Origin of the sequence: Streptomyces piniterrae (assembly GCF_005048155.1) — a bacterium.
In the GTDB taxonomy this organism is placed as follows: domain Bacteria; phylum Actinomycetota; class Actinomycetes; order Streptomycetales; family Streptomycetaceae; genus Streptomyces; species Streptomyces piniterrae.
Genome location: NZ_SUMB01000001.1, coordinates 571,572 through 585,021 on the forward strand (window position 1 = coordinate 571,572; position 13,450 = coordinate 585,021).

Consider the following 13,450-nt stretch of genomic DNA (forward strand, 5'->3'; position numbering starts at 1 on the left):
CGACCCTTCTCGCTTCTCGCTTCGCGTGGTCTCGCATCGTGAGGTCTGCCGGCCCGGCGCCGGCGGAAGGCCGCCGGGCCGGCAGCGGAGCGGAAGGGTCAGACGCCGGCCTCGGCGAGCGCCTTCTTGTAGATATCGGCCAGGTCCTCCTGGGACACCGCGCCACCGGTACGGATGGACTGCGCCCGCACCTCGTCGAGGCAGCGGCCCAGCAGGTCCTCCTGCGGCTCGATGCCCTGCTGTTCCAGGGCCCATTCGACGAGTGCCCGCCCGGAGTGCTTGCCGAGCACATAGCGGCGCTCGCCGCCGACATGCTCCGGCGGGAAGGGCTCGAAGGTGGAGGTGTCGCGCAGCATGCCGTTGGCGTGGATACCGGACTCGTGGGCGAAGACGTTGTCGCCGATGACCGGCTGCCAGGGCAGCACCGGATGCCTGGCCGCTCGCGAGACCAGCAGGCTGAGTTCCTTGAGCTTGGTCAGGTCGATGCCCAGGTCCCGGTCGTACAGCTTCTTCAGCGCCACGACGACCTGCGCGAGATCCGCCATGCCGGCCCGCTCGCCGATGGCGTTGACCGTCACATGGAAGTAGCGGGCGCCGGCCTTGAGCCCCGCCAGTGTGTTGGCGGTGGCCAGGCCGAAGTCGTTGTGGGCATGGCACTGGGTGTCGATGGGGGCGGCCGATCCGACCGCCGCGACCCGCTCGCCGTAGGCCTCCGGGCCCAGCAGTCCCACGGTGTCCGAGAGCCGCAACCGGTCGGCGCCCGCCTCGTGGACCACGCCGGCGTACTCCTGGAGGAAGGAGATCTCGGTGCGGGCGATGTCCTCCGCGCTGATGGAGACGAACGCCCCACGGTCCTTCGCCATCTTGACGAGGTCGGTGGCGGTCGCCAGCAGCCAGGAACGGTCCTTGCGGACGCTTGCCTTCAAGTGTCCCTTGGACGTGGGCAGCCCGATGTGCACGGCCTTGAACCCCATGTCCAATGAGCTCTCGACATCGGCCCGGACGCCGCGGTGCCACACGACCAGCCGGGCCTCATCCTGCCGGTCCACACAGGACCTGATGAATTCCAATTCCTCCCCGCCCATTGCGGGGATACCGATTTCGACCGAGCCCACACCCGCGGCTAACAGCGCGTCGAGAATCTTTGTCTTGGTTTCCTTGGAAAAGGCGACGCCCGGTGTCTGCTCACCGTCTCGCAGTGTGGTGTCTTCGAGAACGAGGTCGTTGCGGATAGGCATGATGAGTCTTCAACCCTTTCTAGGCAAGGTGACGTTGAGGTGCTCTTGCAAGGGGGCGCGGGGTTACCGCGGAGATGAAGAATGCATGAACCAAACCAGGAACGACCGTGAATCACAACGGAGTTATCGGGGATGTGACGTGGATCATGGTGGGGTGCATTCGGTGGTGGCCGCATGATCCATAAAGATCAACATGACATGCCGTTATGCGTCGGCCGCGCACCGTCGCCATTTTCCCGGCGGGCAAATTTTTCACCAAGGAACCGTATGTCCACTCGCAATGACAGGGCATCGCGAAATGAAATCACCAACTCCCCTGGTTCGTGCCCTGTCCGGCTGTCCCTTTGCCCTGAGGTATGGCCGAGATAAGTAGGCGCAGGTCGAACAGGGGGGATCAAGGAAACGTAAATATCGCCACGGGGGAGTCAAGTGGAATGTTCTCGTCGGTCGCGTCCGGCCCGGCCCCGCCGACCCGGTCACGTGAGCGTGCCGGCCTGATCACCTAGACTCGGCGGATGGCGAAGTATTTCGACGTACACCCAGAGAATCCTCAGCGGCGCACGATCAGCAGCGTTGCGGACAGCATCCGCTCCGGCGGGCTCGTCGTGTATCCGACGGACTCCTGTTTCGCGCTGGGATGCCAGCTGGGCAGCCGTGACGGCATCGGCCGGATCCGCTCGATCCGGGACCTCGACGACCGTCACCACTTCACCCTGGTGTGCCAGAACTTCGCGCAGCTGGGGCAGTTCGTGCAGATCGACAACGACGTGTTCCGCGCGATCAAGGCGGCCACGCCGGGCAGTTACACCTTCATCCTCCCCGCGACGAGGGAGGTGCCGCGCCAGCTGCTGCACCCGAAGAAGAAGACGGTCGGCGTCCGGATCCCCGACCACGCCGTCGCCCAGGCCCTGCTCGCCGAACTGGGTGAGCCGCTGCTCTCCAGCACCCTGCTGCTGCCCGACGAGGACGAGCCGATGACTCAGGGCTGGGAGATCAAGGAGCGGCTCGACCACGTGGTGGACGCCGTGGTCGACTCGGGCGACTGCGGCACCGAGCCGACCACGGTCCTCGATTTCTCCAGCGGCGAGCTGGAGATCGTACGCCGAGGGGCAGGCGACACCGCGCGGTTCGAATAGGCCACCGGCGCGAGGGCGCGTGCCCCTCGGCGGGCTACTTGGTGAAGCCGATGTGCTCGTAGACCACGTCGGTCATGCCGAGGGCGCCCATGTTGGCGAGGTCCTTCTTGATCGCCGCGATGTCGGGCCGCTGGTAGAGCGGCAGGACCCCGGCGAGCTGCCAGGCCTCGGCGTCGGCCTGGTTGACCTGCTTGAGCGAGTCGGCCGGGTCGGCGGCGTTGCCGCTGGCCGCGTGCAGGAGGTCGTCCAGCTTCTTGTTGCCGACCTTGGCGTTGTTGTTGCCGCCCTTGGCGGTGTAGATGTTCGCGGGGCCGCTCGCGGGGAACGGCGTGCCGATCAGGGTGTAGGGCGAGATGTCGAAGTCGCCCGGGGTGATGTACTTGTCGAAGAAGTCGTTCACCGGCACCGTCTGGACCTGGAGCTTGACGCCGACCTGCTGGTACATCTGCGTCAGCATCGACCCCTCGTTGGTGGACGCGGGCGTGCTCGACGGGATGACGAACCGCAGCGACAGCTCCTGGCCGCCCTTCTTGCGGACCTTGCCGCTGAGCTTCCAGCCGGCCTCGTCGAGCAGCTTCCCGGCCGCCTTCGGGTCGTACGTGCCGAGCTTGCCCGAGTTGTCCTGGTACCCCTTCTGGTTGGCGACCAGGAGGTGGTTGTTCATCGTGGCGGGCTTCCAGCCCAGGCCCTTGAGATCCGACTTGGCTATCGTCTCGCGGTCGGTGGCCATGAAGAGCGCCTGGCGGACCTTCGGGTCCTTGAGCTTGGCGCTCTGGCCGTTGAAGGTGAGCTGACGGTAGTTGGGGCCGCCCGCTTCACGGATCTCACCGGCCGACACCTGCGTCGCCTGCTTGTAGGCGGATGCGTCGCCGCCGACGTCGAAGTAGTCGACCTCACCGTTGGCGAAGGCGCCGGGCATGGAGGCGGAGTCCATCGCATGGAAGACGATCTTGTCCAGCCTGGGCTTGTCGCCCCACCACTTCGGGTCGGCGACCACCGTGACCGTCTTGGCGGACTTGTCGATGCCGCCCAGCTTGAACGCGTTACCGGTGACCGGGATCTTGTTGACGTAGGCGGTGTTGAAGGACTTGGCGTCGGAGACGTACTTCGCCGGATAAAGCGGCTGGTTGTTCGACGCGTTGTACATCGCCTTCCAGTCCGCGTACGGCTTGTCGAAGGTCATCACGGCCTCGTAGTCGTCCTTGCCCTTCTTCACCTCCGCGATCCGGTCGAAGCCGAGGGTTGAGGTCACCTTGTACGCCTCGTCTTGGCCGCTCAGGGCCGTGGCGTTGGCGGCGAGGTCCTTCCAGGTGATCGGTGTGCCGTCGGACCACTTGGCCTTGGGGTTGAGATGCCAGGTGACGACCTGCTTGCCCTTGACCGTGGCGGAGTCGGCATCCAGCAGGAACGCCTTGTTGGGGCTCTGCACACCGCGCGCGTCCGAGTGCCACAGACTCGGCATGAGGGCCTTCATCACTTCCGTGGGGCCGGCCTGCAGACCGTCGATCTCCGTGATGTTCCACTGGGTGGCGAACGTGTCGATGGCCCAGTTCATCGTCCCGCCCTGCTTGAGCTTCGCGGGGTCCGTCGCCTTGATGTTGACGGCGGTGGACTTCTGCGGCGCCTTCTCCTGCGCATCGTCACTGTCGGACCCGCCGCAGGCGGTCAGCGCCAGCGACGACACGGCGAGGGTCGCGACGAGCGAGAGCGGATATCTGGAGACCTTCATCGATGCCTCTTCCTTGAGCTGTTGGGAGGTGACGGCCATGGGTGCGTGCGGCCCACGTCAGTGCGGCGCTGTGGCGGGGACGACGTCGAGCGCCGTCGCGTAGTGGCAGGCCGCCGTGTGGTCGGGGCCGAGGACGGCCGCCGCGGGGTCCTCGTCCCGGCAGCGCGCCTGCTCGCCGTCGCCGAGCCCGGCGTACTTCGGGCAGCGGCCGGCGAACCGGCAGCCCGACGGCACATCCGCCGGACTGGGCAGATCGCCGCTGAGCAGGATCCGGCCGCGTTCCCGCTCCTTGCGCGGGTCGGGCAGCGGGACCGCGGACAGCAGCGCCTGGGTGTACGGGTGGGAGGGCGCGGCGAAGACGGCGTCGGCCGCGCCGAGTTCCACGATCCGACCGAGGTACATCACCGCGATGCGGTCGGCGATATGCCGGACCACGGACAGGTCGTGCGCGACGAAGAGATAACTGAGCCCGAGGCGGGTCTTCAGCTCGTCGAGGAGGTTGAGGACGCCCGCCTGGATGGAGACGTCGAGCGCGGAGACCGGCTCGTCGAGGATGACCAGCTTGGGTTCCAGCGCGAGGGCGCGGGCGATGGAGATGCGCTGGCGCTGGCCGCCGGAGAACTCCTGCGGGTAGCGGTCGGCGTGCTCGGCTTCGAGGCCGACCATGTCGAGGAGTTCGGGGATACGGGCGGCGATCCGCGCCTTGTCCCAGCCGTGCGTCCTGAGCGGCTCGGCGAGGATGTCTCCGACCGGCATCCGGGCGTCGAGCGCCGCCATCGGATCCTGGAAGACGATCTGCATATCGCGGCGGAGCCCCTTGCGGTCCGCCCGGCCGAGGCCGCGGATGTCCTTGCCGAAGACGGTGACGGTGCCGGCCTGTCCGCTGGGCAGGTCGAGGATCTCCAGCAGGGTGGTGGTCTTGCCGCAGCCGGACTCGCCGACCAGGCCCAGCGTCTCGCCCTCGCGGATGTCGAAGCTGATGCCGTCCACCGCCCGTACGGTGCCGACCTTGCGCTTGACGATCGCGCCCTTGGTGAGCGGGAAGTGCTTGACGAGCCCGTCGAGTTCGAGCACGGTGGGGCGCTCCGAGCGCGGCAGCCGCTCGATGGCCCCGGCTTCCGGCAGCGCCGGCACCGGGTAGACGGCGTCACGGTCGAGCCCGGCGCCGATCTCGTGCGCGCGGTGGCAGGAGGTCGGATGGCCGGCGCCCTCCGCGATCTCCAACTCCGGTTCGTCCGTGCGGCATTGGTCGACGGCGATGGGGCAGCGCGGGGCGAAGGGGCAGCCGGGCGCCAGGTCGACCATCTTCGGCGGGTTGCCGTCGATGGGGGTGAGGGCACGGCGTGCGGTGCCCTCCGCCCGCGCCTCGTCGAGTCGCGGGATCGAGCCGAGCAGGCCGATGGTGTACGGCATCCGCGGCCGGTAGTAGACCTCGTCCACGGGGCCCGCCTCGACCGGCCTGCCCGCGTACATGACCTGCACCCGGTCGGCGAAGCCGGCGATGACACCGAGGTCATGGGTGATCATCACGATGGCGGCGCCGGTGACCTCCTGAGCGGTCCTGAGCACTTCCAGGACCTGCGCCTGGATGGTCACATCGAGGGCGGTGGTGGGCTCGTCCGCGATGATGACCTTGGGGTCGTTGGCGATGGCCATGGCGATCATCGCGCGCTGCCGCATACCGCCGGAGAACTCGTGCGGGAAGGCGTCCACCCGGCGCCTGGGGTCGGGGATGCCGACCACGCCGAGGAGTTCGACGGCCCGTTTGCGGGCGGCCGCCCTGTCCAGTGACTGGTGGACCTGGATGGCCTCGACGATCTGGTCGCCGACGGAGTAGACGGGGGTCAGCGCCGACAGCGGGTCCTGGAAGACCATGCCGATGTCCTTGCCGCGGATCCCCGACATGGCGGCGTCGCCGAGACCCAGCAGCTCGCGCCCGGCGAGCTTCACGGACCCGGTGACCTCGGCGCTCTCGGGCAGCAGACCGAGTACGGCCATGGAGGAGACGGACTTGCCGGAGCCCGACTCGCCGACGATGCCGAGGACCTCGCCGGGGCGCACGGAGTAGGAGACGCCGCGCACGGCCCGTACCTCGCCGGCTTCGCTGGGGAAGGAGACCGTCAGGTCGCTGACGTCGAGGACGGGCTGCGCCGCGTCGGCAGCCTCGGTGGGCTGGGCCGCAGTGGTCTCGGTCACCGTCGGGGTCCTTCCTGGGGCGCGCGCTGCGCGGTGTGCTGGTGCTGGTCGTGGTTCATCGGGCGGAGATTCAAGGGGCGCAGACTGATGGGGCGCAGATTCAATGCGCTGGGGTTCTTTGCACGGGGATTCATTGCACGGGGATTCATTGCGCGGGGATTCATTGCGCGGCGCCCTGGCCGTCCGCCGCTGCCGTTGTTGCTTGCGCCGGAACCGCCGCGACCGTTCGCTCCCGCTTCGGTCCCTCCCGCCTCGGCCGCTTCCCCTTACGCGATGAACGCGCCTTCGCACCGGCCGCGTTGGGGTCGAGTGCGTCGCGCAGCCCGTCGCCGATGAAGGAGATGGAGACACCGATCAGCACCAGACAGCCGGCCGGGAAGAAGAACAGCCACGGGTAGGTGCTGGCGTTGGTGGTGTTGTCGGCGATGACCGTGCCGAGGGAGACATCGGGCGCCTGCACACCGAAACCGAAGTACGACAGGCTGCTTTCGCCGATGACCGCGGCGCCGACCTGGATGACGGTGTCGATGATCAGCATCGAGGCCATGCTGGGCAGGATGTGCCGGAAGATGATGACCGGTGCGGGGACGCCCATGTACTTGGCGGCCTTGACGAACTCGCGGTCCTTGAGCGTGAAGGTCATGGAGCGTACGACGCGACCGGTGACCATCCAGCTGAAGGCGCCGAGCAGCACCACGAAGATCAGCCAGGTGGAGCCGCGGAACGCGGGCGACAGGACGGCGATGATCAGGAACGAGGGCATCACCAGCAGCAGGTCGACGATCCACATCAGCACCCGGTCGGTCCAGCCGCCGAAGTACGCGGCGAAGGCGCCGACGGTGGCGGCCAGGAAGGTGGAGATGACACCGACCAGCAGCCCGATGATCAGCGACTTCTGGAGACCGCGCATGGTGAGCGCGAAGAGGTCGACGCCGCCCTGTGTGGTGCCCCACCAGTGGTCCCCGGAGGGGCTGGAGAGGAAGTTCATGAAGTCGTGCTGCTGGTAGTCCCACTTGGTGAGGAGCGGGCCGCCGTAGGCGCCGAGGAACAGCAGCACGAGGAGGCACAGTCCGAACAGTGCCAGTCGGTTCCGGGCGAAGCGGCGGACGGTCAGCCGCAGCCGTGAGGTACGGGCCTTCGCGGGGCGGCCGCCGTCCGCACCGGGCGGGACGGGACCGGGGGCCGGTTCGGTGGTGGGGGGCAGCTGGACGCTCATCGCGCGCTCTCCTGAGGGGCGGTGGGGTGGGGGTCGATCTGCGGTGGGGGTACCTCCCAGCGGAAGCTGGGGGTGGGGGCACCTCCCAGTGGCAGCTGGGGAGGTCAGCGGACCCTTACGCGCGGATCGAGCGCCGCGTACAGCAGGTCGGACAGCAGTCCGGCGATCAGCACCAGTACGGCGGTGAACAGCCCGACCGTGGCAACCGAGTTGACGTCCTGCTTGTTGATGGAGTCGACGAGCAGCTCGCCCATGCCGTGCCAGCCGAAGGTCTTCTCGGTGAAGGTCGCACCGGTGAAGAGCAGCACGATGTTGTAGACGAGCAGGGGCACGACGGGCAGGATCGCGGTCCGCAGGCCATGTTTGACCAGGGCCTTTCCCTTGCGCAGCCCCTTGGCCCTGGCGGTACGCAGGAAATCGCTGCCGAGGACGTCGAGCATGGTGGAGCGCTGGTAGCGGCTGTAGAGCGCGACCTGAAGGATGATCAGGGTGAGTGCCGGAAGCAGCATGTGCTGGGCGCGGTTGACGAGAGCGTCGAGATTCCACTGCCCCGCGTACTGCGGGTCGTACTCGCCGAGCACCTTGATGGTCTGCGAGCCGTCGTTCAGGGCGGTGGCGCCGATCTTCAGCGCGACGCCGATCACGAACACCGGCATGGCCAGCACGAAGAACGAGGCCAGGGTGGTGAACCGGTCGAAGAGCCGGTACTGCCGAATGGCACCGAACGCGCCCAGGGCGACACCGCCGAGAGAGCCGATGAGGGCGGCGATCAGCAGCAGCCGGGTGGAGACCCCGACCCGGCGGCCGAAGTCGTCGTTGACGTCGTCACCCTCGATGGTCTTGCCGAGGTCGCCGTGGACGACGCCGTCCGCCCAGTGCCCGAACCGGGAGAGGATCGGGGTGTCCGGGTTCATGTTGTAGTCGTCGAGCGTCTTGGTGATGGACGCCTCGGGAAGCGGCGGGTTGCGGCCCTCGAACTTGGCGCGCGGATTGAGACTGAGCCCCGCGAGGAAGTACGTCAGTGACGCGGCGACGACCACCAGGACCAGATAGTTCGCCAATCGGCGCAGCAGATATCGGCCCATGTCGCAATGCTCTCCCTCGTGCGCACCGCACCAGCACGTTGCGGCTGGGGTGGGGACGGTGCGGGTCGAACGCCATCTTCAGGCCATAAGAGGCGTTTGTCGATCACGGGAAGCGCGCGGGACGGCAATGCCAACTCCATTGCCAGCTGAGGTATTTGGGTAGATCATCCGGTGAACTCGTAGGTCATGGCGCGCATTTCCCTGTCATTCGCAGGCGTAGGCCCGATCTTCGGGAAGCAATGCCCGCTATGCGGACGCCGCGCCGAACGTGGTCATGTACAGGGCGAATTGACGAAGACTTTACGTACGCGGCCGGTGGCAACGCGGCCGCGCTGCCGTATTCGACCGTGCTGTCGTATCCGGCCGCGGTAGGTCCTCCCTAGGCCGACACGATCCGGACTATCTCGCGAGGGCGTGACTCGCGCTCGTCGTAGGTGGTGTCCAGGCCTGCCGCCTCGACGGCGGCGAACGCCGCGGCGAATGCCTCCTCGGACTCGCACTCCACGATGGAAATCACCGCGTCGCTGTCGGGGGACACCCAGCAGTCGGCCGAGAGGCAGCCCGGCGTCCGGCGGAACTCCTCGCCGACCCGGTGGACGCGTGCGAGGAACTCCTCGCGGTGGGCGGCGTGCGGGTAGTGGTGTGCGACCATGCCGACCTTCATGCTGTTCTCCCTTGGATATCCGTATGGGTGGGCAGCCCGAGCGCGCCGGCGGCGGCGCCGGCCACGAGCGACTCGTCGTGCGGGGCCTGGCCGGACAAGGCGATCGAGGTGCCCTCGACCGCGCCGACGAAGGCGAGTGCGACGGCCCTGGCCGGCGGACCGTCAGGGATCGAACCCGCCTCGCGTCCGGCTCCGATGAGGCCGGCGCAACGCTCGATGAGTGATTGGTAGCCCTTCTCGACTTCGCGGCCGACCGGATGGTCCTGTCCGGAGAACTCCAGCCGCAGTGCGATGGCCACGCGGGCGATGTCGCGCCGGCAGTAGACGGCGTGGCCGCGTGCCAGGGCCAGCAGCGCCGCAGCCGGATCCTGCTCCTGCGCGACGAGTTGGCCCACCTCCTCGTCCCAGGTGGCCATGACCCACTCGCTCACGGCCAGGGTGAGGTCCTGCTTGTCCTTGAACTGGTGGTAGAGCGCGCCGCGTGTGTATCCGGCCTCCCTGGCCACCTGCTCCAGTACGAGGTTGCCGTAGCCGTAGCGGGACAGTCCCCGAGCGGCCGACTCCAGCAGCGCGTTGCGTGTACGCGCCCTCCGCTCGGCCTGGGTCGGGCGGCGTGGGCTCGCGGAACCGCCTGCGTCCGGTCGGTTCGCTTCGTTTTCCCGTACTTGGCTCTCTCGCACATGACTTTCTCGTACATGCATGAATGTATGTTACTCGATTTTGGTGGCGTGTGACCAACTGGCCAACCTGCCCACGGTGTTGGAGCCGCCGCCCACAGGGCCGGGCCCAGCCCGACCTGGTGGCCGGAATGCCGTCCTTTCCCGACAGTCTCACCACTCACTACGTTCCGCGGCGGGAGTGGGGTGCGTGCGGGGGAGTGGCGCCCGCACAGGCTTCGGCAGATTCGGCAGAAAGGGCAGCATGGACCAGGGAGAGACTCCGGCGTCGATTGCGGACCTCGGCGTCGACCGCCGCAAGGAGCTACGGGCTCAACGTCATGCCATAGTCGCGGCCGACGAGTGGCGGCTCGCCCCTGGATTGTCGGCGGAGTTGGCCCCGCTGGCCGAGACATGGGAGCGGCTCGACCCGGATCCGCATTTCGGTGGCGGTCGCCGGGCCACCCGCACACGCCGCTACAGCGACTTCGACTACGCACCGGACACCGGTGAGTTGGCCAGGCGCGGTCATGTCGCGTACCTCCAGAGCGAGGAGATGAACTCCTTCGTCGGCGGAACGGCCCGGCACTTCGGCGATGTCGAGCCGCGGACCTGCACCAATGCGCTCTTCCGCGCACTGGTCCGCTATGACTTCGACAGCCTCCCGATCGAACCCGAGTACCGCTCCCGCAACTGGCGCTGCCAGATCCACCAGATCCGTATCACGGTCCATCCGGGCCGGACGTACGACGTCGTCCCCGAGGGCGTGCACTCCGACGGGTACCCCTTCGCCGGGCTGCATCTGATGGCCCGGGTCGACGTCGCCGGCGGGGAGAGTTCCCTCCTGAGTTGGGGCGAGGATCGTCTGCTGGCCAGAACGACACTTCGTGAGCCGCTGGACACGCTGATATTCGAGGACCGGCGGCTGAAGCACCACACGACGCCGATCAGCGCTCCGCGTGAGAGTGAGGGGCACCGTGATGTGCTGGCGATCTCGTTCTCGCTGCCCGACTCGCCGTACCAGACTCTGGTGTGACGGGCGCGGGCGCCACAGGGGCAGACATGCCGGCGCAGAGACAGGAGGAGGCCGCGTGGTAACCATCCATCTGAAATATGAGATCGACACCGAACGCCTGGAGGAATTCGAGGAGTACGGGCGCCGCTGGATCCGACTGGTCGACCGCTTCGGCGGCACCCACCACGGCTTCTTCCTCCCGAGCGAGGGCGACAGCGACATCGCCTATGCCCTGTTCTCCTTCCCGACGCTCGCCGCATACGAGCAGTACCGTCTCGACAGCGCCACGGATCCCGAATGCCGGGCGGCATACGAACTCGCCCGTGAAACCCGCTGCATCAAGCGCTACGAACGCCGCTTCCTGCGTCCGCTCCAGCCCTGAGTCAGGGCGCCGGCGGCCGTCACAACCGACCGGCGGACAAGGACTGATCGGTGTCGGGCCGCTGATGCCGCGATCACCGAATCCCCGAAGTGATCTTCCCTGGAATGCCGGTGCCCCTCGTGATGACTTAGGTTAGCCTCGCCTCAGTGCAAGGGGAGTTGGCGTGCTGTCAGTTCCCGCTGTGAGGGCTGGTGTCGACCGCGCCGGCCCCCGAAGGAATGCAAGGAAAGCGAGGAGCCATGACCGAGCCCCGCCGTGCAGCGGACCGTAGGACTCTCCCGGGGGGAGCAGGAGGGGAGGGCATGCGGATGTCGCGCCGGGGTCTGTTGGCCGCGGGAGGGATGGTCGGGGTGGGCGCCTTGTTAAGCGCCTGCGGCGCCGAGGGGAAGGGGGCGGGCGGCGGTGCCGGCGGGTGGAGCTTCAAGGACGATCGGGGGGAGACGGTGAGAGCGGACAGCGTGCCGAAGCGGATCGTCGGGTATGCGGCCGCCGCGGCGGCTCTCCATGACCTCGGGATCGAGTGCGTGGGCGTCTTCGGGCCCGTGGCCTACAAGGACGGCACGCCCACGCCGCAGGCCGGCTCGCTCGACGTGCGGAAGCTGACGTCGCTGAGCGGCGCGGTCGGCGGGGACTTCAACGTCGAGAAGTACGCCGCCCTCAAACCCGATCTGCTCGTCAGCAATGTGAACCAGCCGCCGCAGCTGTGGGCCGTCCCTCCGGAGACCTCGGAGAAGATCCGGGGCCTGGCGCCCAGCGTCGGCATCATCACCGCGAAGGTCTCGGTGCTGCAGTCCATCCGGAGGTACGCGGCGCTCGCCGAATCCCTCGGCGCCGACCTCCGGGCCAAGAAGGTCACCGACGCCAAGGCGCGCTTCGAGCGGGCCGCGGAGCGGCTGCGCCGGGCCGCCGAGGCCAAGAAGGGGCTGAAGGTCCTCGCGGCCGCGGCCCAGCCCGATGCCCTGTCGGCGGGAGTGCCCACGGCCTTTCCCGACACCCGCTATTACGCGGAGCTCGGCATCGAGTTCATCGTGCCCCGCAACCCCGGCAAGGACGGTTTCTGGGAGCCGGTGAGCTGGGAGAACGCCAACTCCTACGCAGCGGACGTGATTTTGCTCGACGCGCGTCCCAACAATGTGCCGCTGGCGGAGCTCGCCCGCCTGAAGCCCACCTGGAACCGGCTGCCGGCGGTCAAGGCGGACCAGGTCGTCCCGTGGAACAACGAGGCACAGTCCAGCTACGCCGGCTACGCCCCGCTGATCGAGAAGCTGGCCGACGCGGTGGAGAAGGCCGAGAAGGTCACCTGAGCGCACTGCCGGGCGGCAGCGCGCCGTCCAGGATGTGAGTGAGGCCCAGACGGTAGCTGTACTGGGCCTCCAGCTGCCGGGAGTCCGCCGCGACCTTCGCCAGGTGCGGGAAGGACGTCGGGGCCGGTTCGGTGGCGGCGACCTTGGGGTAGTGCGGGGCGCCGTGCCCGGCGTCCTGGCCGGGCTCCCCGTGCGGTGTGTGCAGCGCCTGTCCGGCCGTGTAGTACCAGATCGTCTGGTGGGTCCAGAAGGCCTGTTCGCGGCCCAGGCCGGAGTCGACGAGCGCGCCGATGATCTCCTCCGTCATCCATACCGCCGAGAGCCCTACGAGTTCGCCGCGCGCGACGACCGGTACCACCCATGGGTTGTCGATGAACGCCCGGTGCATCAACTCGCAGACCACGATGATGCGTTCGCGCGGATCCTCGGGCAGCGGCGGGCGCGGCAGATCCTGTGCGACGTGCTCCAGGACGAGCATGAGGAGCTCGTCCTTGTCGCGTACGTGGTGGTAGACGGCCATGGGAGTGCTGCCGAGGACCCGTGACAACCGACGCATCGTCAGGTTCTCCGCGCCCTCGTCGCGCACGATGCAGTACGCCGCGTCGACGATCTGCTCCCGCGACAGTCTCGGCGGACGTCCCCTCTTCCGGCTTCCGGGTGCGTTGGTGTTCAGCGCTCTGCCCTCTCTCCGATTCCCGACGGTGACTGGTGCAGCCTGCCACAGGGGTTGAGGATGAAGTTTTTATACATGTACAGTAACCGTTGTTTCAGGCATCCTCCGGTGATCCCCCGTGTGCAATGCACACCGGGGGATGCCTGGGCACACGAC

At 67.8% G+C, this 13,450-nt stretch carries 12 protein-coding genes; 4 read left to right on the forward strand and 8 right to left on the reverse strand.

Going from position 1 to position 13,450, the window contains the following annotated elements; all coding sequences use genetic code 11:
* Window positions 1-98 precede the first annotated feature (98 nt).
* The gene (locus tag FCH28_RS02405) at window positions 99-1,238 is read right to left on the reverse strand and encodes a homocitrate synthase/isopropylmalate synthase family protein (protein ID WP_136737970.1); all 1,140 of its coding nucleotides are present in this window, start codon (window positions 1,236-1,238) and stop codon (window positions 99-101) included.
* Between the two features lie 515 nt (window positions 1,239-1,753).
* Between FCH28_RS02405 and FCH28_RS02410 the strand changes: the two genes are divergently transcribed.
* On the forward strand, window positions 1,754-2,374 hold the full coding sequence (locus FCH28_RS02410) for an L-threonylcarbamoyladenylate synthase (protein WP_136737971.1): 621 nt from the start codon (window positions 1,754-1,756) through the stop codon (window positions 2,372-2,374).
* A gap of 34 nt (window positions 2,375-2,408) precedes the next feature.
* Here the strand turns inward: FCH28_RS02410 and FCH28_RS02415 are convergent, their stop codons facing one another.
* The 6 genes from FCH28_RS02415 to FCH28_RS02440 form a co-directional block, all read right to left on the reverse strand.
* Complete coding sequence (locus tag FCH28_RS02415) at window positions 2,409-4,142, reverse strand: ABC transporter family substrate-binding protein (RefSeq protein ID WP_136737972.1); 1,734 nt, start codon at window positions 4,140-4,142, stop codon at window positions 2,409-2,411.
* An 18-nt stretch (window positions 4,143-4,160) separates the two neighbouring features.
* Complete coding sequence (locus FCH28_RS02420) at window positions 4,161-6,299, reverse strand: ABC transporter ATP-binding protein (RefSeq protein WP_136737973.1); 2,139 nt, start codon at window positions 6,297-6,299, stop codon at window positions 4,161-4,163.
* 160 nt (window positions 6,300-6,459) lie between these two features.
* Window positions 6,460-7,515 carry an ABC transporter permease gene (locus FCH28_RS02425; protein WP_136737974.1) on the reverse strand — a complete coding sequence of 352 codons (1,056 nt, stop codon included), beginning with the start codon at window positions 7,513-7,515 and terminating at the stop codon, window positions 6,460-6,462.
* A 104-nt stretch (window positions 7,516-7,619) separates the two neighbouring features.
* Window positions 7,620-8,600, reverse strand: a complete 981-nt coding sequence (locus tag FCH28_RS02430) for an ABC transporter permease (RefSeq protein WP_136737975.1) — start codon at window positions 8,598-8,600, stop codon at window positions 7,620-7,622.
* 379 nt (window positions 8,601-8,979) lie between these two features.
* Entirely contained in the window at window positions 8,980-9,264 is a 285-nt protein-coding gene (locus FCH28_RS02435) for an antibiotic biosynthesis monooxygenase (RefSeq protein WP_136737976.1), read from the reverse strand.
* The gene (locus tag FCH28_RS02440; RefSeq protein ID WP_136737977.1) at window positions 9,261-9,965 is read right to left on the reverse strand and encodes a TetR/AcrR family transcriptional regulator; all 705 of its coding nucleotides are present in this window, start codon (window positions 9,963-9,965) and stop codon (window positions 9,261-9,263) included. The genes FCH28_RS02435 and FCH28_RS02440 overlap by 4 nt, the downstream gene beginning before the upstream one ends.
* Before the next feature lie 220 nt (window positions 9,966-10,185).
* Between FCH28_RS02440 and FCH28_RS02445 the strand changes: the two genes are divergently transcribed.
* The 3 genes from FCH28_RS02445 (at window position 10,186) to FCH28_RS02455 (ending at window position 12,621) form a co-directional block, all read left to right on the forward strand.
* Window positions 10,186-10,956, forward strand: a complete 771-nt coding sequence (locus tag FCH28_RS02445) for a 2OG-Fe dioxygenase family protein (protein ID WP_169314024.1) — start codon at window positions 10,186-10,188, stop codon at window positions 10,954-10,956.
* Between the two features lie 55 nt (window positions 10,957-11,011).
* Complete coding sequence (locus FCH28_RS02450; protein ID WP_136737979.1) at window positions 11,012-11,317, forward strand: NIPSNAP family protein; 306 nt, start codon at window positions 11,012-11,014, stop codon at window positions 11,315-11,317.
* Window positions 11,318-11,760: 443 nt separating this feature from the next.
* Window positions 11,761-12,621, forward strand: coding sequence for an ABC transporter substrate-binding protein (locus tag FCH28_RS02455; protein ID WP_342781559.1), 861 nt, complete (start codon window positions 11,761-11,763; stop codon window positions 12,619-12,621).
* On the opposite strand, the gene FCH28_RS02460 is transcribed toward FCH28_RS02455, so the two are convergent.
* Window positions 12,614-13,177 (reverse strand): TetR/AcrR family transcriptional regulator, encoded by a 564-nt coding sequence (locus tag FCH28_RS02460; RefSeq protein ID WP_169314025.1) that lies wholly within the window; start codon window positions 13,175-13,177, stop codon window positions 12,614-12,616. The two genes, FCH28_RS02455 and FCH28_RS02460, sit on opposite strands and share 8 nt — an antisense overlap.
* Window positions 13,178-13,450: the final 273 nt, after the last annotated feature.

Excerpts from the sequence above, each read along its gene's own strand:
- FCH28_RS02405 (WP_136737970.1), bottom strand. The coding sequence starts at position 1,238 with ATGCCTATCCGCAACGACCTCGTTCTCGAAGACACCACACTGCGAGAC.
- FCH28_RS02410 (WP_136737971.1), top strand. The coding sequence starts at position 1,754 with ATGGCGAAGTATTTCGACGTACACCCAGAGAATCCTCAGCGGCGCACG.
- FCH28_RS02415 (WP_136737972.1), bottom strand. The coding sequence starts at position 4,142 with ATGGCCGTCACCTCCCAACAGCTCAAGGAAGAGGCATCGATGAAGGTC.
- FCH28_RS02425 (WP_136737974.1), bottom strand. The coding sequence starts at position 7,515 with ATGAGCGTCCAGCTGCCCCCCACCACCGAACCGGCCCCCGGTCCCGTC.
- FCH28_RS02430 (WP_136737975.1), bottom strand. The coding sequence starts at position 8,600 with ATGGGCCGATATCTGCTGCGCCGATTGGCGAACTATCTGGTCCTGGTG.
- FCH28_RS02435 (WP_136737976.1), bottom strand. The coding sequence starts at position 9,264 with ATGAAGGTCGGCATGGTCGCACACCACTACCCGCACGCCGCCCACCGC.
- FCH28_RS02440 (WP_136737977.1), bottom strand. The coding sequence starts at position 9,965 with ATGCATGTACGAGAAAGTCATGTGCGAGAGAGCCAAGTACGGGAAAAC.
- FCH28_RS02445 (WP_169314024.1), top strand. The coding sequence starts at position 10,186 with ATGGACCAGGGAGAGACTCCGGCGTCGATTGCGGACCTCGGCGTCGAC.
- FCH28_RS02460 (WP_169314025.1), bottom strand. The coding sequence starts at position 13,177 with ATGCGTCGGTTGTCACGGGTCCTCGGCAGCACTCCCATGGCCGTCTAC.